The 17,214-nt window shown below is 71.5% G+C and carries 18 protein-coding genes and 1 riboswitch; of the genes, 7 read left to right on the top strand and 11 right to left on the bottom strand.

All coding sequences use genetic code 11. The features are described from left to right. The 3 genes from M8445_RS02890 to M8445_RS02880 are packed head-to-tail and all read right to left on the bottom strand — an operon-like array spanning position 1 to position 3,817. Positions 1 to 723, bottom strand: a complete 723-nt coding sequence (locus tag M8445_RS02890) for an aminotransferase class IV (protein ID WP_273989529.1) — start codon at positions 721 to 723, stop codon at positions 1 to 3. Next, positions 708 to 2,636 carry a chorismate-binding protein gene (locus M8445_RS02885; RefSeq protein WP_273989528.1) on the bottom strand — a complete coding sequence of 643 codons (1,929 nt, stop codon included), beginning with the start codon at positions 2,634 to 2,636 and terminating at the stop codon, positions 708 to 710. Before M8445_RS02885 ends, M8445_RS02890 begins: the two co-directional genes overlap by 16 nt. Next, a complete protein-coding gene (locus tag M8445_RS02880) occupies positions 2,633 to 3,817 on the bottom strand; it encodes a hypothetical protein (RefSeq protein WP_273989526.1) in 1,185 nt (394 codons plus the stop codon). Before M8445_RS02880 ends, M8445_RS02885 begins: the two co-directional genes overlap by 4 nt. A 123-nt stretch (positions 3,818 to 3,940) precedes the next feature. Between M8445_RS02880 and M8445_RS02875 the strand changes: the two genes are divergently transcribed. After that, on the top strand, positions 3,941 to 4,399 hold the full coding sequence (locus M8445_RS02875; RefSeq protein WP_189064394.1) for an RrF2 family transcriptional regulator: 459 nt from the start codon (positions 3,941 to 3,943) through the stop codon (positions 4,397 to 4,399). 74 nt (positions 4,400 to 4,473) lie between these two features. After that, positions 4,474 to 5,559 (top strand): quinone-dependent dihydroorotate dehydrogenase, encoded by a 1,086-nt coding sequence (locus M8445_RS02870; protein WP_273989523.1) that lies wholly within the window; start codon positions 4,474 to 4,476, stop codon positions 5,557 to 5,559. Positions 5,560 to 5,595: 36 nt separating this feature from the next. Here the strand turns inward: M8445_RS02870 and sugE are convergent, their stop codons facing one another. From sugE to M8445_RS02835, 7 genes are all read right to left on the bottom strand, one after another. Continuing rightward, a complete protein-coding gene (gene sugE, locus M8445_RS02865; RefSeq protein WP_189064396.1) occupies positions 5,596 to 5,910 on the bottom strand; it encodes a quaternary ammonium compound efflux SMR transporter SugE in 315 nt (104 codons plus the stop codon). A gap of 16 nt (positions 5,911 to 5,926) precedes the next feature. After that, a riboswitch (guanidine-III (ykkC-III) riboswitch) is annotated at positions 5,927 to 5,997 on the bottom strand. A 123-nt stretch (positions 5,998 to 6,120) separates the two neighbouring features. Further along, positions 6,121 to 7,365: a serine hydrolase domain-containing protein gene (locus M8445_RS02860; protein WP_273989522.1), complete on the bottom strand. Its 1,245-nt coding sequence runs from the start codon at positions 7,363 to 7,365 to the stop codon at positions 6,121 to 6,123. Then, a complete protein-coding gene (locus M8445_RS02855; RefSeq protein WP_273989521.1) occupies positions 7,365 to 8,072 on the bottom strand; it encodes an ABC transporter ATP-binding protein in 708 nt (235 codons plus the stop codon). Before M8445_RS02855 ends, M8445_RS02860 begins: the two co-directional genes overlap by 1 nt. Continuing rightward, complete coding sequence (locus M8445_RS02850) at positions 8,065 to 8,895, bottom strand: ABC transporter ATP-binding protein (protein ID WP_273989519.1); 831 nt, start codon at positions 8,893 to 8,895, stop codon at positions 8,065 to 8,067. Before M8445_RS02850 ends, M8445_RS02855 begins: the two co-directional genes overlap by 8 nt. Next, positions 8,888 to 9,928 carry a branched-chain amino acid ABC transporter permease gene (locus M8445_RS02845; protein WP_273989518.1) on the bottom strand — a complete coding sequence of 347 codons (1,041 nt, stop codon included), beginning with the start codon at positions 9,926 to 9,928 and terminating at the stop codon, positions 8,888 to 8,890. The genes M8445_RS02850 and M8445_RS02845 overlap by 8 nt, the downstream gene beginning before the upstream one ends. Further along, entirely contained in the window at positions 9,925 to 10,791 is an 867-nt protein-coding gene (locus M8445_RS02840) for a branched-chain amino acid ABC transporter permease (RefSeq protein ID WP_273989516.1), read from the bottom strand. Before M8445_RS02840 ends, M8445_RS02845 begins: the two co-directional genes overlap by 4 nt. Positions 10,792 to 10,991: 200 nt before the next feature. Further along, the gene (locus M8445_RS02835) at positions 10,992 to 12,128 is read right to left on the bottom strand and encodes an ABC transporter substrate-binding protein (protein ID WP_273989514.1); all 1,137 of its coding nucleotides are present in this window, start codon (positions 12,126 to 12,128) and stop codon (positions 10,992 to 10,994) included. 382 nt (positions 12,129 to 12,510) lie between these two features. Between M8445_RS02835 and M8445_RS02830 the strand changes: the two genes are divergently transcribed. Further along, on the top strand, positions 12,511 to 12,912 hold the full coding sequence (locus M8445_RS02830) for an acyl-CoA thioesterase (protein ID WP_273990816.1): 402 nt from the start codon (positions 12,511 to 12,513) through the stop codon (positions 12,910 to 12,912). Next, positions 12,909 to 13,553: a histidine phosphatase family protein gene (locus M8445_RS02825; protein WP_273989513.1), complete on the top strand. Its 645-nt coding sequence runs from the start codon at positions 12,909 to 12,911 to the stop codon at positions 13,551 to 13,553. Before M8445_RS02830 ends, M8445_RS02825 begins: the two co-directional genes overlap by 4 nt. Positions 13,554 to 13,570: 17 nt before the next feature. Here the strand turns inward: M8445_RS02825 and M8445_RS02820 are convergent, their stop codons facing one another. Then, positions 13,571 to 14,284, bottom strand: coding sequence for an HD domain-containing protein (locus M8445_RS02820; RefSeq protein ID WP_273989511.1), 714 nt, complete (start codon positions 14,282 to 14,284; stop codon positions 13,571 to 13,573). Positions 14,285 to 14,397: 113 nt separating this feature from the next. Here M8445_RS02820 and M8445_RS02815 point away from each other — a divergent pair, with 113 nt between their 5' ends. Genes M8445_RS02815 through M8445_RS02805 form a run of 3 tightly spaced genes read left to right on the top strand, consistent with a single transcriptional unit; the run spans position 14,398 to position 17,195 of the window. After that, a complete protein-coding gene (locus tag M8445_RS02815) occupies positions 14,398 to 15,354 on the top strand; it encodes a response regulator (RefSeq protein WP_273989510.1) in 957 nt (318 codons plus the stop codon). Positions 15,355 to 15,399: 45 nt separating this feature from the next. After that, the gene (locus tag M8445_RS02810; protein WP_273989509.1) at positions 15,400 to 15,999 is read left to right on the top strand and encodes a hypothetical protein; all 600 of its coding nucleotides are present in this window, start codon (positions 15,400 to 15,402) and stop codon (positions 15,997 to 15,999) included. 5 nt (positions 16,000 to 16,004) lie between these two features. Then, a complete protein-coding gene (locus tag M8445_RS02805) occupies positions 16,005 to 17,195 on the top strand; it encodes an MFS transporter (protein ID WP_273989508.1) in 1,191 nt (396 codons plus the stop codon). Positions 17,196 to 17,214 lie beyond the last annotated feature (19 nt).

Below are 17,214 nucleotides of genomic sequence, written 5' to 3'. Positions count from 1 at the left end.
TCAACCGCCGGGCCAGACGAGCGCCGGGTCGGTCGTATCTGGCCACTGCACACCCAGGTCACGCGCTGGGCACTCGCCGCTCAGGCCCTCGATGCGGGCCACGGGCACGGTGCCCACGCCGCTGCCGCACACCCACGCGCGGGTGACTCGGGCCAGTTCGCCCGCGTGGACGGGGCGGGTCACGTGCGGTGTGCTGCGCAGGAAAGCGGCGCGGGTCACGGAGGGCAGGCCGCCCGCCGGGACGACCAGTTCCCCGCCCAGTTCCAGCAGGGGCGAGGTGCGGCTGCCGTCGACCACCTGCCCGTATGCGTCCAGCAGCAGGCCCTCGAAGGCGGGCGCGGCCTCCCGCGTGGCGAGGCGGTACGGGAGGTAATTGCCGGTCTTGTGCGCGCCCAGCTGCGGGTGGACCTGCACGCCGGTCAGGCGGATGGTCACGCCGCCTTCCGGGCGGGGGCCGGGCGTCAGGGGGCGGTGCGAGGCGAAGGTGCCGCCTTCCATGACGGTCACGCGCAGCAGGCCCCAGGCGTGCGGGTTGGGCGGGGGCAGGTCGGGGTCCGGGTCAGGGAGGCCCAGGAACGCGCAGGTATGCCGTAGTCGTGCGAGGTGCTCTGGCCACAGCAGCGCCGCGCCCAGCCGCGTGCGGACGGTCGTGAAGGCCGACGCACCGTGCAGCCACGCCGGGTCGTTCACGCCGTCCGGCAGGGCCTTCACTGGCCCCGCCACGCGGCGCTCAGGGTCAGCCAGTTGCCCAGCAGGGTGCGCCCGGCGGGACTCAGGACGCTTTCCGGGTGGAACTGCACGCCCCATGCGGGCCGCCCCGGTACCTCCAGCGCCATGACCTCGCCGTCCGTGCTGATGGCCGTTACGAACGCCGGGTTCAGGCCGCGCACCACCAGCGAGTGGTACCGCCCGAACGGCGCGTCCTGCGGCACGCCCGCGAACAGGCCGGTCCCGGCGTGCCGTGCGAACTCGGGCCGCCCGTGCACCGGCTGCGCCCGTTCCACCCGGCCGCCCAGTACCTGCCCCAGCGCCTGATGCCCCAGGCACACGCCCAGCAGCGGGAGGCCCCCCTCCAGGCACGCGCGGGTCAGGGGCAGCGTGACCCCACTGGACTCCGGCGTGCCCGGGCCGGGGCCGACCAGCACGGCGTCCGGGGTCAGGGCCAGCAGGTCCGCCAGCGGTTCGTCCTGGCCGCGCACGTCCACCTGCGCGCCCAGCGCCCGCAGGTCATGCACCAGATTCCAGGTGAACGAGTCGCGGTTGTCCAGCAGCAGCACCCGCAGCCCCGTGCGCGTGGCAGCGGGCGGAGGCGACCACGGCACGCCCGGCGTGGGCGGTGCCGGCGGCTGCGCGGCGCGGCCCGGCACGCCCGCCAGCACGCTCAGGAGGGCCTGGGCCTTGTGGACGGTCTCCTGCGCCTCGCGCGCCGGGTCGGCGTCGATGACGGTCCCGCCGCCCGCGCGGACCTCCACCGTCCAGTCCCCCGTCTCGTTCCGCGTGAAGGCCGCCGTGCGGATCAGGATGTTCAGGTCCACGGCCGCGCCGCTCACGATGCCCAGCGCCCCGGTGTACCAGCCGCGCGGCCCCGGCTCCAGCGCCGCGATGGCCTCCATGACCCGCTCCTTGGGCGCGCCCGTGATCGTCCCGCCGGGGAAGGTGGCGGCCAGCACCTCGCGTAGCGTCACGTCCGCGCGGGCCTGCGCCGTGACCTCCGACACCAGGTGCATCACGTGGCTGTAGCGTTCGACCAGCATCAGGTCCGGCACGCTTACTGTGCCCGGCGCGGCCACGCGGCCCAGGTCGTGCCGCACGAGGTCCACCAGCATGGTGTGCTCGGCGACCTCCTTGCTACTGGCGCGCAGCTCGGCTTCCAGGGCGGCGTCCTCGGCGGGCGTCTCGCCGCGCCGCCGGGTGCCTGCGATGGGCCGCGCACTCAGTTCATCCCCCTGCCCGCTCGGGTCACGCTGCCACCGCACCAGCCGCTCCGGGCTGCACGACACGACCACCTCGGTGCCCAGGTCCGCGAAGGCCATGAACGGACTGGGATTCACCTCGCGCAGCCGCAGGTACGCCGCCAGCGGATCACCGGTCGCCCCGGCCCGCACGCCGCGCGACAGGTTCACCTGATACACCTCACCGGCGCGGATCAGGTCCTGCACGGCCCGCACGCCCGCCGGGTAATCCACGTCGTCCGCGCCGAACGGCCCCACGCTCAGCGTCGGCTCCGCTGCGGGGTCAAGCGCCAGCAGCGCCGCCCAGTCCACGTGCGGCTCGCCCACGACTTCCAGCGTGCCGGCCGCGCGGTCCCACACCAGCCCGGACGGGTACTCGCCCCACCACATCGCCTCGCCGTGCGGGGCGTGCGCGGCCAGCCCGAACGTGCGGGCCGCCTCGTACTTCAGGCCACCCAGCCACGCCGGAAAGAACGCGTCTCCCGGCGGGCGGGGCGGTAACTCGTGCGACACCTGCACCGGCCATGCGCTCAGGAACGACCGCGACCCGTACGGCACGACCGGCCCCAGCGACTCCAGCAGCACCACGCCCGGCGCGCCCGCTGTGCGCAGGCGGCGCAGCACATCCGCCGGGGAGGGCCGGGCAGGGAAGAGGCGGTCAGGCAGGGCAGCGGGGCCGTTCACGGGCCGGATTCTAACGGGCGCGGTGCCCCGGACGGTCCCGGCCCCGCGTGCACCTGCACCTTCGCGGCCAGCGTGCGGTAGAAGTCCGCGTCGGTCAGGTACGCCACGTGATCGGACCGCACCAGCCCCGGCAGCGGAAAGGCCGTGTCGTGCGCGCCCGGCACGACTCCCTGCGCCCGGAAACTCAGCAGGTCCGAGTACGCCCACACGTTCCAGAAGTACCCCAGCCGCGCGGACGGAACGGCGTCCGGCGTGCCCGGCAGGCCGCCCAGCGTGACGCCCAGCTCATGGAACAACCCCACCTGACTGCCCGCCGCGCACCAGAAGTCCACCCGTAGGTCCCGGAACTCCGGATCGGCTGGCAGGAACGCACTCAGCGCGTCATGCATGAGTTGCCCGCCCATCGAGTGCGTCAGGACCACCAGCGGCTCGTGCGGGTGCGTGCGGGCCGCGTGCGCCGCGCGCAGCGCCCCCAGCACCCGCTGCGGAATCGGTCCCGGCGTGTCCGGCGTGCCGCGCGTGTTCAGGTACGCCAGCACGTCTCCCACGAACAGCGGCACGAACGCCTCCAGAGGGCGGCGCAGTTCCAGCATGGCCCGCTGCACGTTCCGCCGCTGCGACAGTTGCAGCCCCGCCGGAAGGTGTGGCGCCGGTGGCAGTTCCAGCCGCCGGAACGCCCCGTGCCGGGACCGGCGGCGCGAACGGGGCGGCGCGGGACTACGGCCCAACCGTCCCTCGACCGCCGCCTCCAGCACGCCCCACTGCTCGGCGGCCGGCAGGTCCGCCACCATGGCCTGCAATGAACGGTCGCGGGCGGCCTCCCACGCCGCCGCGATCACGTCCGGCCAGTCACCCAGCGGGTGCGCGGCCCGCAGGCGGCGTTCCAGCGCCTCGCCCAGATCCTCGTCGCTCAGGTCGGCAGGCGCAGGGTCCGGCGCGGCCTCCGCACGGGCAGCGCGGAACAACCCGCCCCGCGAGTACTGCGCGCCCAGGTCCCCCCAGTACACGCGGTCCACCCGCACCCGCTCCGGCGCGTCCGGATTCAGGACCGGCGCGAGGTGAAGGCGCAGCGCCGCCTGCACGGCAGGCCACTCGATGCCCTGCGTGGCGTGCCGTACGTCCTCCCAGCCGCTCTCGCCCTGCTCGCGCACCGCGACCCCATGAATGAACACGACCGGCATGCGCCCATGCTACCCGTGTCTGTCAGGGCCGGGCTGGCACGCCCCCGGCACAGATGAGAATCATTCCTGTTAACTCCTGAATTCCTTACACTACGCCCGGAATTAGGGGGTAGAATGACCGGCATGTGGGTGTCGACCAAAGCACAGTACGGCCTGCGCGCCCTGATCGAGATCGCGCGGCGCGGCGGCGAGGCCGTACCCCTCAAGGACGTGTCCGAACGCCAGGGCATCAGCCAGCACTACCTGGAGCAGATCGCCAGCAACCTGCGCCGCGCCGGGTTCATCAAGAGCATTCGCGGCGCGCACGGCGGCTACCGACTGGCCCGCCCCGCCCATGAAATCAACGCCTATGACGTCGTCACCGCCATGGAAGGCAGCATCGCGCCCGTGCAGTGCGTCGAGGACGACCACGTCTGTAACAGCCAGAACGTCTGCGGCACCCAGGACCTCTGGTACCGCGTGGACAGCGCCCTGCGCGACGTGCTGGGCGGCACCACCCTGGCTGACCTGATCGAGGAAAGCGACCGCCAGCAGCACGCCCGCCTCGTGCAGCTCGAACCCAGTTACCCGCCGCTGGGGTGACGGGCAGTGGGGGAGGGGTGATGGAGGCCGCGCAGGTGTCCATCACCCCTCCTTCATCCCCTATCCTGGGGTCCGTGTACCGTTCGCTGATCAAGCCGCTGCTGTTCCGCCTGGACGCCGAGGACGCCCACCACCTCACCATCGCCGGACTGGAACTCGCGTCGCGCGTGCCCGCGTGGCCCGCCCTGGCCCGCCGCGTGACCGCGCCCGCCACGCCCGCGCTAGCGCAGACGCTGTGGGGCCGCACCTTCAGCAGTCCGGTCGGACTGGCCGCCGGACTCGACAAGAACGGCGTGGCCGTCCCCGCCTTCAGCGCCCTGGGCTTCGGCTTCCTGGAAGTCGGGACGGTCACGCCGCTCCCGCAGGCCGGGAACGACCGCCCCCGCCTGTTCCGCCTGCCGCCCGACGGCGCGCTGATCAACCGCATGGGCTTCAACAACGCCGGCACGGCCGACCTGCACGCCCACCTGCACGCTCTGCGGGAACGCACCGCGCCTGTGTGGGTGAACATCGGCAAGAACAAACTCACGCCCAATGAGGCCGCCACCGACGACTACCTGAAGTGCGTCACGGCCCTGCAGGACGTGGCCGACGCCTTCGTCGTCAACGTCAGCAGCCCCAACACGCCGGGCCTGCGCGCCCTGCAGGCCGCCGACGAACTGGCCGCGCTCGTCCGGGCTGTCGTGGACGGCGTGGAAGCCGGGCGCGTGCGGACCCTCAGCACCCCGCCCGTCCTGGTGAAACTCGCGCCGGACCTGCACCCCGCCGACTTCGAGGCCAGCGTGGACGCCGTCGTGAACGCCGGAGCGTCCGGCCTGATCATCAGCAACACCACCCTGGACCGCAGCGGCCTCACCCACCCGCACCAGACGCAGGCCGGCGGCCTCAGCGGACGCCCCCTGACCACCCGCAGCACCGAGCTGATCCGCGCCGCGTACCGCCAGACCGCCGGGCGCACCCCCATCGTCGGCGTGGGCGGCATCTTCACCGCACAGGACGCCTACGACAAGATCCGCGCCGGGGCCTCTCTGACCGAGGTGTACTCCGCCCTGGTCTACGAGGGCCCCGGCCTTGTGCGCCGCCTCCACACCGGGCTGACCGCCCTGCTGGAACGCGACGGCCTGCGCAGCGTCAGCGAAGCGGTCGGCGTGGACGCCTGAACCCGGCGGAGCAATCGGCCTAGCCGAGACAGCCCGTCAGCTCGTGACTTTCAGGCCGATGATCGCCACGACCATCAGCGCCATGAACGCCAGCCGCGCCGGACTGGCCGACTCGCCCAGCAGCACGATGCCCAGAATCCCGGCCCCGACCGCGCCGATGCCAACCCACACGCCGTACGCCGTGCCGATAGGCAGCGTCTTGGTCGCCAGCCCCAGCAGCGCCATGCTGGCGATCATGCTGGCCACCGTGAGAACCGTGGGGAGCGGGCGGGTAAAGCCCTCTGTGTACTTCAGACCGATGGCCCAGCCGACTTCCAGCAGACCGGCGATAAACAGCAGCGTCCATGCCATGTGACACCTCCAGAGTGTCGCGCCGTCTTGTCTTGACCGGGTACGGCGGTGCTCTCGTCCGGAGTGCAGCCCCTCTGGGGGTGACTGAATCCAGAGTAAGCCACCCGTGTAAGCAGACGGGTACAGAAATGTAAATGTGTCCCTACACAAACAAAAAACCCTCTCCGTGGGGAGAGGGCCCTGCGTAGCAGGGGGTGAGGAGATTCTGTCTCAGGCGAGGCTGCGGGGCGTGGTGGGCGTGTCGGTCAGGGCGGCGTACACGAAGGTGCGCAGGTCGTCGCGGACCCGGTCGGGCGAGAGCAGCAGCTGGGTCATGAAGATCACAGTGAGGTCCTCGACCGGGTCAACCCAGAAGTACGTGCCGGCCGCGCCTCCCCATGAGTAATCCCCGGCGTTTCCGGCGCGCATGGTGCGCACGGGGTCCAGCGTGACGGCGAAGCCCAGCCCGAAGCCCACGCCGGCGGCGCTGGTCTCTGAGACGGCGATGGGCGTGAGGGCCATTCCGGCGATGTCGGCCCCGCCGGGCAGGTGGTTGCGGGTCATGAGTTCCATGGTCTTGGGGCTGATGAGGCGTGTGCCTTCCAGTTCGCCGCCGCGCAGGAACAGGCGGCACAGGCGCAGGTAGTCGGCGGCGGTCGAGACGAGGCCGCCCCCGCCGGACACGAAGTGAGGTGGCCGGGCGAAGCGTCCGGCGGCCGGGTCGAACAGCACGCGGCCCTGCGGGGTCAGGGCGTAGCAGGGCATGAAGCGGCCCAGCTTGTCGGCCGGGACCTCGAAGGCCGTGTCGGTCATGCCCAGCGGCGTCAGGATGCGGTCCCGCACGAAGTCCTCGAACGGCTGTCCGCTCAGGCGTTCGATCACGTACCCGAGTACGTCGGTGGCGGCCGAGTAATGCCAGTGCTCGCCGGGTTCATGCTCCAGCGGCAGGTCCGCCAGGGCCGCGACGAATTCCGGCAGGGTGGTTTTCACGCCCAGGCTCAGGTCGCGGTACGCGGCGTCCAGGTGCCCGCCCTGCTGAATGTGGTAACTCAGGCCGGACGTGTGGCGCAGCAGGTCCACCATCTGCATGGGGCGGCGCGGCGGTTCGCCCGTGAAGCTGCCCAGCGTGCCACCGGTCCACACACCCAGGTTCGCCCACTCCGGCAGGACGCTGCTGACCGGGTCGCTCAGGGCGGTCAGGCCGTCCTCGACCAGCATCATGAACGCGAGGCTGGTGATGGGTTTGGTCATGGAGTAGATGCGGAAGATGTGATCGTCCCGCAGCGGCGTACCGGCCTCCACGTCCGCGAAGCCCTGCGCGTGCTGGTGCACGATCTCGCCCCGGCGGTACACCAGCGTCAGGGCGTTCGGGAGGATGCCGGTCTGCAGGTACCGGGTGCTCAGGTGCGTCTCCCAGCGGGCGAGGCGGTCCAGCGACACGCCCTGCCGGACAGCTGGGTGTTCAGGGGTGGTCATCAGACGCCCAGGTACGCGCTGCGCACGCGGTCGTCGGTCATCAGCGCCTGCTGCGGGCCGTCCAGCGTGATCTGCCCGCCCTCGAGCACGTACCCCCGGTGCGCGATGCCCAGCGCCGCGAAGGCGTTCTGCTCGGCCAGCAGCACCGAGACGCCCTCGGTATTCACGCGCTGCACCGCCTGGAAGACCTGCTCGACCACCAGTGGCGCGAGGCCCAGGCTGGGTTCGTCCAGCAGCAGCAGTTGCGGGCGGGCCATCAGCGCGCGGGCAATGGCGACCATCTGCTGCTGCCCGCCCGACAGGCTCCCGGCGGGCGCGCCGCGTTTCTCGACCAGCGCGGGGAACAGTTCGTAGATGCGTTCCAGTTCCCGCGCGGTGCCGCTGGCGTCCCGGCGGTGCACGAAGGCCCCCAGGCGCAGGTTCTTCTCGACGCTCAGGTCCGGGAACAGCAGGCGGCCTTCAGGGCACTGCGCCACGCCGTGCGCCACGTTGAACTCCGGGCGGCCGGTCGTGAGGCTCGTGCCGTTCCAGGTGGCGCTGCCGCCGCTGGGGCGTTGCAGGCCGCTCAGGGTGCGGAACAGCGTGCTCTTGCCTGCGCCGTTCGCGCCGAGCAGCACCACGATCTCGCCGGGCTGCACGGTCAGGCTCACGCCGCGGAGCGCCATGAAATGCCCGTAGTTCACGTTCAGGTCACGGACTTCAAGCATGCGCGGCTCCCTTGTCCAGCGTGGTGGGCGCGGCGTCCGGCTGGGCGCTCTGGCCCATCTGACCTCCGTGCGCGTGCCCGCCCAGGTACGCCTCGATCACGGCCGGGTCGCGGCTGACCTGCGCGGGCGTGCCCCCGGCGATCTTCTGCCCGTGGTGCAGCACCACGATCTGGTCCGCCAGTCCCATCACGAGGCTCATCTTGTGCTCCACCAGTGCGACCGTCAGGCCGCCCGCGACCAGTTCACGGATCAGGCTCATCAGGTTCACGGTCTCCTCGGGGTTCATGCCGGCGGCCGGTTCGTCCAGCAGCAGCAGTTTCGGGTCGCTGGCGAGCGCCATGGCGATCCCCACGCGCTTCTGCCCTTCCTGCGTCAGCGCGCCGGCGGGCAGGTGCGCCTGCCGGGCCAGTCCCACGCGGGTCAGGGCCTGCATGGCCCCGTCGCGGCTGCCCTGCTCGTCGCGGCGTTCCCGTCCGGTGCGCAGCAGTGCGTCCAGCAGGCCGGCACGCGTGCGGACCCGGTGGCCGATCATGGCGTTTTCCAGCACCGACAGTTCCCGGTAGATGGTGGTCGTCTGGAACGTGCGGGCAATGCCGCGCGAGACGACCTCATGCGTTTTCAGGCGCGTGATGTCCTCACCGGCAAAGCGGATGCTGCCCGTGGTCGGCTGGTAGAAGCCGCTGATCAGGTTGAAGAAGGTGCTTTTGCCCGCGCCGTTCGGCCCGATGATGGCCGTGATCTGCCCGGCGGGAATGCTGGCTGTCACGTCTTTCACGGCGTGCAGCCCGCCGAAACGGATGCCGAGGTCCTGAACGTCAAGCACGGTTGACCTCCTTGGTCTGATCGGGGGTCTGGTCGGGGGTCTGCGCGGGTGGCGCGGCGCGGCGGGCACTCAGGCGCGCCCACAGGCCCGCCAGTCCGTGCGGGGCGAACATGACCAGCAGCACCAGCAGCGGCCCGAACACGATGTACTGGTAGTCCTCCAGTCCCTTGAGGGTCTGGGTCAGGCCGTAGATGATGGCCGTGCCGAGCAGCGGTCCCGCCAGGGTGCCCAGGCCGCCCACCAGCAGGTACAGCAGCACCGTGAAGGTCGTGGTCGGGCCGGTCACGGCGGACCCCAGGAAGCCCACGAACACAGCGTACAGGCCGCCCGCGAAGCCCGCGATGGCGGTGGAGAGCATCATGGCGCGCAGCTTGTGCGTGAACACGTTGATCCCGGCGCTGCGGGCAAGGTCCTCGCCGCCCCGGATGGCGATCAGCGACAGGCCGAAGGTGCTGTAGCGGGCGCGCGCGACCACCAGCACCGTCACGGCCAGACTGACCAGCGCCAGCAGGTAGAACCCGCTGGAGAGCTTCAGGCCCAGCGCCTTCGAGAACGCCTCCAGCCCGGCCGGAGGCATCACGCCGTTCAGGCCGTCGTTCCCGCCGGTCAGGGCGTCCCACTTGTTGATGACCAGCATGATGATCACGCCCACACCCAGCGTGAAGATCGAGAAGGCGTCCCCTTTCGTGCGGAACGCCACGAGGCCCAGCAACAGCCCCACCAGGGCGCACAGCGCCACGGCGGCCGGCCACGCCAGCCAGAAACTCCACCCGGCCTTCAGGGTCAGGATGCCGACCGTGTACGCCCCGATCCCGAAGAACCCGGCGTGCGCCAGCGGCAGCAGCCCCGTGAAGCCCAGCATCACGTTCAGACCGTACGCCAGCATGGCCCAGATCATGATGTTCACGCCGATATCCAGCGCGTACCCGCTGGGGCGCAGCAGCGGCACCAGCGCCGCCAGGATGAACAGTGCCGGCCAGATGACCCGGCCCAGACTCAGGCCCCCCCCTCTCCTCGCTCCGTTCGCGTTCACGTGCCCCTCCGGAACAGACCCTGCGGGCGGATGGCCAGCACGATCACCAGCATGGCGAAGCCGATCACGTCCGCGAAGTCCAGGTTGATGTAGAAGCCGCCGAACACCTCGGTGAACGCCAGCAGGAACGCGCCCACGATCGCGCCGGGCACGCTGCCCATGCCGCCCAGAATGATGATCGCGAACACCTTGAGGTTCATGACCTCACCCATGCTGGGCGTGACCGCGTTGATCGGCGCGACCAGCGCCGCCGCCACCGCCGCCAGCGCCCCGCTGATCGCGAAGGTCAGCATGCCCACCCGGTTGGTGTTGATGCCCACCAGCCGCGCGCCCTCGCGGTTCTGACTCATGGCCTCGATGGTCGCGCCGGTCAGGGTGCGTTTCAGGAAGAAGTTCAGGCCCCACATGACCACCAGGCTGGCCGCGATGATCAGCAGCCGCTGCCACGTCAGGGTCACGCCGCCCAGGTTCAGGATGCCCGGCACCGGCTCGGCAATCTGTTTGAAGTCCGGCCCGAACACGCTGGGATGCGAGATCAGCGCCTCCAGGAAGAACAGCACCCCGATGGCCGCGATCATGGGATGCACGTGCGGCGCGTTACGCAGCGGGTAGAAGATCAGGCGCTCCAGCAGCGCGGCCAGCAGCGCCACGCCCAGCGCCGCGATGATCAGGGCCGGGACGTAGCCCACGCCCAGGCGGTCCAGCGAGGCGTAGGTCAGGTACGCGCCGAGCATGTACAGGCCGCCGTGCGCGAAGTTCGGAACGCGCATCACGCCGTACACCAGCGTGAGCCCCAACGCGACCAGGGCGTACACGCCGCCCAGCGCCAGGGCATTGAAAAGTTGTTGCAGCACGGTGGTCAAAACAGGACTCCTTCAGGGGTGAAATTCGCCGGTACGGCAGTGCGGGCAGGGCAGACAGTGCCAGTGCAGGAAACGGGCAGCAGAGAGCGGAAGAGGTAAGAAACGGGCGCGCCCGGCAGATTGCGGGGCGCGCTCGTGCAGTCCAGAAGAGTCCGGGAACGGCGGTTGCCGGCTCCCTGTCGGGGCGCGGCCCGAGCGACTTACTTGAAGGTCTTGGTCAGGCGCAGGCGTGTGTACTTGCCGTTCTTGACGCTCGCCACGATGAACTCGGCGTCCACGTGGCCGTTGGCGGTCACGCCGTACAGTTTGTACACGCTCTTGTTCTGAGGGATCGCCTTGGAGGCGTCGTTCAGCTTGGCGCGGATGGCGGTGGCGTCGGTGGTCGTGCCGGCCAGTTCCATGGCCTTGGCCAGCACGTTCATACCCATGTAGTTCAGCGCGGCTTCACTGGTGGGGATCTTCTTGTACAGGCGCTGGTACTGCGCGACGAACACCTGCGTGCCCGCGAATTCCTTGGTGGGCAGCACGCCCACGCTGCCGTCCAGGTACGCGCGCGGCACGATGGTGTCCATCTGCTCGAACTTCGCCTGGTCCATCACGATGAACCCGCCCTTGAAGCCCTGCTCGCGCGCGGCCTTCACGACCAGCGCGGTCGGCTGGCTGGGCCCGCCGATGAACATCACGTCGGGTTTTTCGGCCAGGGCCTTGGTGACGGCGCTGCTGTAATCCACGGTGGTGTTGTAATCCACGCCGTTGTTCCCGCCGACCGTGCCGCCCTGTTTCTTCCACTCGCCGCTGATCGCCTCGGTCCACTGCTTGCCGTACGCGCTGGTGGTGCCGACCAGGGCCAGTTTCTTACCGAAGGCTTTCATCTGCGTGCTCACGAAGGGCTGCAGGTAGTTGTCGTAGCGGGGGGGCAGCATGAAGGTCATCGGGTTGTTCGCCTCGAGGATCTTCGGTTCGCTGGAGTACGCCACCAGCAGGAATTCCGGGTCGCGGGTGGTCAGGGGCTGCACGGTCAGGATCCCGCCGGAGTGCGGCACGAAGATGATGTCGATGCCCTGACTGGTCAGGCGCTTGACGTTGGTGGCCGTCTCGTTGGGCAGGTAGCGGTCGTCGAGGGCCACGAGCTTGAAGGTGACCTTCTCGCCCTTGACGGTCACGCCGGCCTTGTTCAGCTCACCGATGGCCATGTCGATGCCGCTCTGGACATCCTTGCCGTAGAAGGCCGCGCCACCCGACAGGGGGCCGGAGAAGCCGATGTTTACGACCTGATCGGCCAGGGCGGACCCGGCCATCGCGGCGAACAGGGTGGGGAAGAGGAGACGTTTCTTCATAGGGACCTCCCGCTGCCAGCGCGGTAAGGACACCAGCTGTCCTACCTGAAACGCTGAACACAGTACAAGTTGTGAGTGCAGATCATGCTTGCACGGCACTGAGAGGGTGTCAATCACCCATGACACGGTCGGTCTACACCTCAGGCCATCCCCCCCGGCGGGGCCACTCGACCAGCAGGCCACCAGCCCGGCCCCCCCACCAGCCCTGGTTCCCCTACCCGCACCGGCAGCCCTGTCTGTGCCTGCCTGCTCCGCCGCGCGCGACTGGACGCGGCGGCCCCTACACTGATGAGCTGTGACCGACTCCGCCCCCGACCCCGCTCCTGCCTCTGCCCCCGGCGCCGCCCCCAGCCGCAACCCGGCCCCCCGAAGCCGCGCCCGCATGCTGGAACTGGTGTTCCCCAAGGACACCAACTACCACGGCACCGCCTTCGGCGGCTGGGTGCTGTCCCTGATGGACAAGGCCGCCAGCATCGCCGCCGTCCGGCACGCCGGGGGGAACGTCGTGACCGCCCGCATGGACGGCGTGGACTTTCACGTGCCCATCCGCGTGGGCGACGCCGTGGCCCTCGACGCGCAGGTCGTGAAGGTCGGGCGCACCAGCATGACCATCCGCGTGGACGTGTACCGCGAGGACATGCCCACTGGCGAGCAGGAACTCGCGACCACCGGGTACTTCGTGTTCGTGGCGCTCGACGAGCACAGCCGCCCCCGCCCCGTCCCCGCCCTGGCCGACGGGCAGGACACCAGCAGCGCCCACCCGGACCCCGAGGCCCGCCCGTGACCACCCCTGCACCGGCCACCCCTACCCCGGACGCACTGCACCTGACCCTGGTCCGCCACGGCGCGACCGACTGGAACGGCGCGGGCCGCTGGCAGGGCTGGACCGACACCCCCCTGGGCACCCTGGGCGAAACGCAGGCCGCGCGGCTGCACGCCCGCCTGCGGGGGCGCACCTTCGACCAGACGCACAGCAGCGACCTGAGCCGCGCCGCCCGCACCGCCGAACTGACCCGGCCCGGCCAGCCCCTGACCCTCGACGCCCGCCTGCGCGAACTGAACTTCGGGCAGTTCGAGGGCGTCACCACCGACGACGCGCAGCGCGACCCCGCCTACCACGACTGGCAACGCGACCCCTGGACCCTGCCCGCCCCCGGCGGCGGCGAGAGCCTCGCGCAGGTCGGCGAGCGGCTGCGCGACTGGGCCGACGAACTCTTGCCGGGCCGCGTGATCGCCTTCACGCACGGCGCCGCCATCCGCGCCCTGCTGTGCGACCTGTTCGACTGGCCCGCTCGGTCCGTCCCCGGCTACGTGCTGCCCTTCAACTACCAGCTGGCCCACACCAGCCTCACCACCCTGACCCGCACGCAGGGCCGCTGGACCCTGCTGACCTACAACGACCACGCCCACCTCGAGGAGAGCTGACCGGGGAGAGCCGACCGTCACTCGCCAGGCGGGTCGACGTCCAGTTCGCTGGCCAGTTCGGTCAGGAAAGCGCGCATGGTGCGGGTGCGGCGGCTCGCTTCGGCCTGACCGGCGGGCGTGTGGAAGGTGCCGTCCAGCCGCAGCAGTTTGGTGAAGAAATGATCGACCGTGAATGCCAGGTCGTCCGCCTCCCGGTCCTGTGCCCAGGGGTCGGCGGGGTGCAGCATCGCGCGGCCCAGCTGCCCGCCCACGCCGGCCACGCGCAGCACGCCCAGCGCCCCCAGGGCGTCCAGCCGGTCGGCGTCCTGCAGGGCCGCGCCCAGCGGCGTTTCCGGCCGGGCGCCGCGCGAGTAGCTGTGGTCGCGCACGGCGAGTGCGACCTCGTGCGCGTCGGCGGGCGTGAAGCCCAGGGTCGGCAGGGTCGCCCGCACCGCCTGCGCACTCAGTTCGCTGGCCTGCGCCCGCTGCGGGTGGTTCTTGGGGAGGTTCACCACGTCGTGCGTGAGGGCCGCCGCGACGGCCAGGGCGGGCGGCCCGTCCGGCGCGCAGCGCAGCGTCCAGCGGGCCACGCGCGCCAGATGCGCGCTGTCGTGCGCGGCGTCCGGGCGCATCTGCCCCTGCACCCAGGTCCACACGGCGCTCAGGCGTGGATCGAGAGCCAGCAGGGCGTCCAGGTGCGCGTCTGGTCGGCCGCTGGCGGTGGCGGCGGAGGGAGCGGGGTCGCGCGTCATGCTCGCAGTATGCCCGGCGTGGGGGGCACACTCGGGGCCGGATGTGCGAAATCTTACGCACCCGGCGGCAACCGTCAGGTGCAGGTGACGCGCCGTCCAGTACGCTGAGAGGCATGACGGCCCACCTGCCCCGGCGCCCCTCGATTCTGATCGTGGACGACAGCCCCGGGGTGCTGCAGAACATGGAGTTCCTGCTCTCGCCGCACCTGTCCGTGCAGGTGGCCGACAGCGGCGCCGCCGCGCTGGCCGCCCTGACGCCCGACACCTCGCTGGTCCTGACGGACGTGCGCATGCCCGGCATGAACGGCGTGGAACTGGCCCGCACGCTGCGCCGCACGCACCCGCACCTGCCCGTGGTGTTCATGACCGGCATCGTCGAGGACGACCTGCGCGCCGAGGCCCGCGCCCTGGGCGTGCTGGACGTGCTGCGCAAACCCCTGCGGCCCGGCGTGCTGTTCCCCGCGCTTCAGGAGTGGCTGACCGACGCCGCCCACGTGACCCACGTGCCGGACCTGCCCGTTCCGGATCCGTCCGCGCCGCGCCTGCCGGCCCCCGACCCGGCCAGCGCGCCGCGCAGCTCCGGAGCCCCGCAGCATTCCGAACCCGTCGCGTCTGTCCGGGAAGCGCCTACCAGGGAAGCGCCTACCAGGGAAGCGCCCGCCAGGGAAGTGCCGGCCAGGGAAGTGCAGGCGGAGTCCGACCCGGCCGCCGTGGCGGCGCGGCGCGCGCAGCAGGCGCAGCAGGCCCTGATGTTCACGGCCGGCCTGAGCGTGCTGCCCGGCGTGACGGCCGCCTGCGCGTACGACAGCGGCGGCGTGCCCCTGACCCCCGCCGCCCTGGACCCGGAAGTCGGCGCGTACATCCGCTTCCTGGCGACTGCCGCGCACAGCGTGGCGCACCACCTGAACGCCGCCGCGCCCGTCAAGGCCGTCCAACTGGAATTCCAGGACCGCGTGCTGGTCGTGTGCCCCATTCCCGCCGGGTACGTGGCCATCGTGGTGCGGGATACGCCCGGAGCCAGCAGCGTGAAATCCTGGATGCGCGCCCGCCTGGGCCACAGCCTGAACTGACCCCGCTCCCGCCGCGCAGGCCCCGGCCCGCGCTACCCTGGGGGCATGCTGAGCTTCGCGGAGGCCGCCCGGAACCCCACCCTGCACGGGGAAGAACCTGCCCGGCTGGCCCGGCACGGCGTGAGCGGCCTGCTGGTCCCCGCGACCTTCGAGGAAGCGTTCTACCGGCAGAACAACCTCCCGGAGCGGCTGGGACGCCTGTTCGCACCCATCCGGCCCGCGCGCATCGACGAGGACGCCCTGGAACCCCTGACCGCGCAGGCCCAGGCGCTGATCCGCACCAGTTACCTGCTGGACGACGCCGTGCAGCACTTTCACCGCGCGCTGCGCGCCGCCGGGCTGGACCACGCGCCCCTGCACGCCCGCCGCCCCGGCACCCTGCACGCCGAGAGCGCCCCGCACCAGCCGCCAGGCACGCACGCCAGCGGCACCGCCGCCCTGCACGCCGTCAAACGACTGTGGGCGCACGACTGGAGTTTCGATGCCGTTCTGGAGCGCCTGGACAGCGCCGGCAGTGTCGGCCTGGACGCCCGGCCCACCCTGCTGCTGCCCGGCCCGCCCGGCCGCAGCGACCCCGACCACGCCGCCGACCTGGGTGAAGCGACCGCCCTGGTCAGCGATCTCGGCCTGACCGGACTGCCCTGAACCGCGTGCCCACCCTGGCCCACACCAGCGCTCCGCCGCCACTGCTGTTCGCCGCGCTGGGCACCCTGGTGTTCCTGAACGTGTACGCCCCGCAGAGCCTGCTGCCCACCCTGGCCCGCGAATTCCACGCCGGGCCCGCCCGCGTGGGCGGCGTGATCGGCGCGACCATGCTCGCCATGGCCGTCGCCTCACCGCTGGCCGGCATCCTGGCCGACGCCGCCGGCCGCCGCCGCACCGTCACCGCCGCCTTCGCCCTGCTGACCCTGCCCGCCCTGCTCGCCACGCAGGCCCACACCCTGGACGCCCTGAACGCCGCCCGGTTCGCGCAGGGCCTGCTGATCCCCGGCGTGATGGTCGCCCTGACCGCCCTGATCGGCGAGGAACTGACCGGCCCCGCCCGCACCCGCGCCCTGACCGCCTACGTGACCGGCACCGTACTGGGCGGATTCCTCGGCCGCTTCCTGGCCGGACTGATCGCCGCGCAGTGGCACTGGCCCGCCGTCTTCTGGTTCCTGGCCGCCGCCGCCCTGACCGGCACCCTGCTGGCCCGCCGCCTCCCCCCCGAACAGGCCTTCACGCCCCGCCGCGACCCTCGCGCCGTCCTGAAGGGCCTGCGCGCCCACCTGCACAACCCGCCGCTCCTGGCTACCTGTGCCGTCGGGTTCCTGATCCTGTTCACGCTGGTCGGCACCTTCAACACCCTCACCCTGCGCCTCGCCGCGCCCCCCTACGACCTGAACACCGCCCAGACCGGCGCGGTCTTCGCCGTGTACCTGCTCGGCGTGATCATCACGCCCGTCGCCGCCCCGTTCCTCGCCGCGCGCGGCCCCCGCACGGGCCTGCTGACCGCCGCCGCCACCAGCAGCGCCGGCCTCCTCCTGACCCTCGCCGCACCCCTCCCGCTGGTCATCACGGGCGTCGCCGCCGCCGCCTGCGGCGTGTTCCTCGCGCAGGCCGCCGCCCTGAACGCCGTGCAGCGCCACGTCACCGACGCCCGCAGCCTCGCCTCGGGCCTGTACCACCTCGCGTACTACGGCGGGGCCGCCGCCGCCTCCCTGGCCGCCGGACACGCCTTCGAACGCGGCGGCTGGACCGCCGTCACCCCCCTCGTGCTGGGCAGCATGCTGCTCGCCGCCCTGACCGGCACCCTCGGCTGGCGCGCCCCCCGCACGAACAGCAACCCCCCGACCACGTAGAAGGCCGGGGGGCAGAGGA

This window comes from Deinococcus aquaticus (assembly GCF_028622095.1).
GTDB classification, from domain to species: domain Bacteria; phylum Deinococcota; class Deinococci; order Deinococcales; family Deinococcaceae; genus Deinococcus; species Deinococcus aquaticus.
Note: the sequence above shows the minus strand (reverse complement) of the source record. Positions and strands in the feature narration are given on the sequence as shown.

Excerpts from the sequence above, each read along its gene's own strand:
- M8445_RS02880 (WP_273989526.1), bottom strand. The coding sequence starts at position 3,817 with ATGCCGGTCGTGTTCATTCATGGGGTCGCGGTGCGCGAGCAGGGCGAG.
- M8445_RS02875 (WP_189064394.1), top strand. The coding sequence starts at position 3,941 with ATGTGGGTGTCGACCAAAGCACAGTACGGCCTGCGCGCCCTGATCGAG.
- sugE (WP_189064396.1), bottom strand. The coding sequence starts at position 5,910 with ATGGCATGGACGCTGCTGTTTATCGCCGGTCTGCTGGAAGTCGGCTGG.
- M8445_RS02860 (WP_273989522.1), bottom strand. The coding sequence starts at position 7,365 with ATGACCACCCCTGAACACCCAGCTGTCCGGCAGGGCGTGTCGCTGGAC.
- M8445_RS02855 (WP_273989521.1), bottom strand. The coding sequence starts at position 8,072 with ATGCTTGAAGTCCGTGACCTGAACGTGAACTACGGGCATTTCATGGCG.
- M8445_RS02835 (WP_273989514.1), bottom strand. The coding sequence starts at position 12,128 with ATGAAGAAACGTCTCCTCTTCCCCACCCTGTTCGCCGCGATGGCCGGG.
- M8445_RS02830 (WP_273990816.1), top strand. The coding sequence starts at position 12,511 with ATGCTGGAACTGGTGTTCCCCAAGGACACCAACTACCACGGCACCGCC.
- M8445_RS02820 (WP_273989511.1), bottom strand. The coding sequence starts at position 14,284 with ATGACGCGCGACCCCGCTCCCTCCGCCGCCACCGCCAGCGGCCGACCA.
- M8445_RS02815 (WP_273989510.1), top strand. The coding sequence starts at position 14,398 with ATGACGGCCCACCTGCCCCGGCGCCCCTCGATTCTGATCGTGGACGAC.
- M8445_RS02810 (WP_273989509.1), top strand. The coding sequence starts at position 15,400 with ATGCTGAGCTTCGCGGAGGCCGCCCGGAACCCCACCCTGCACGGGGAA.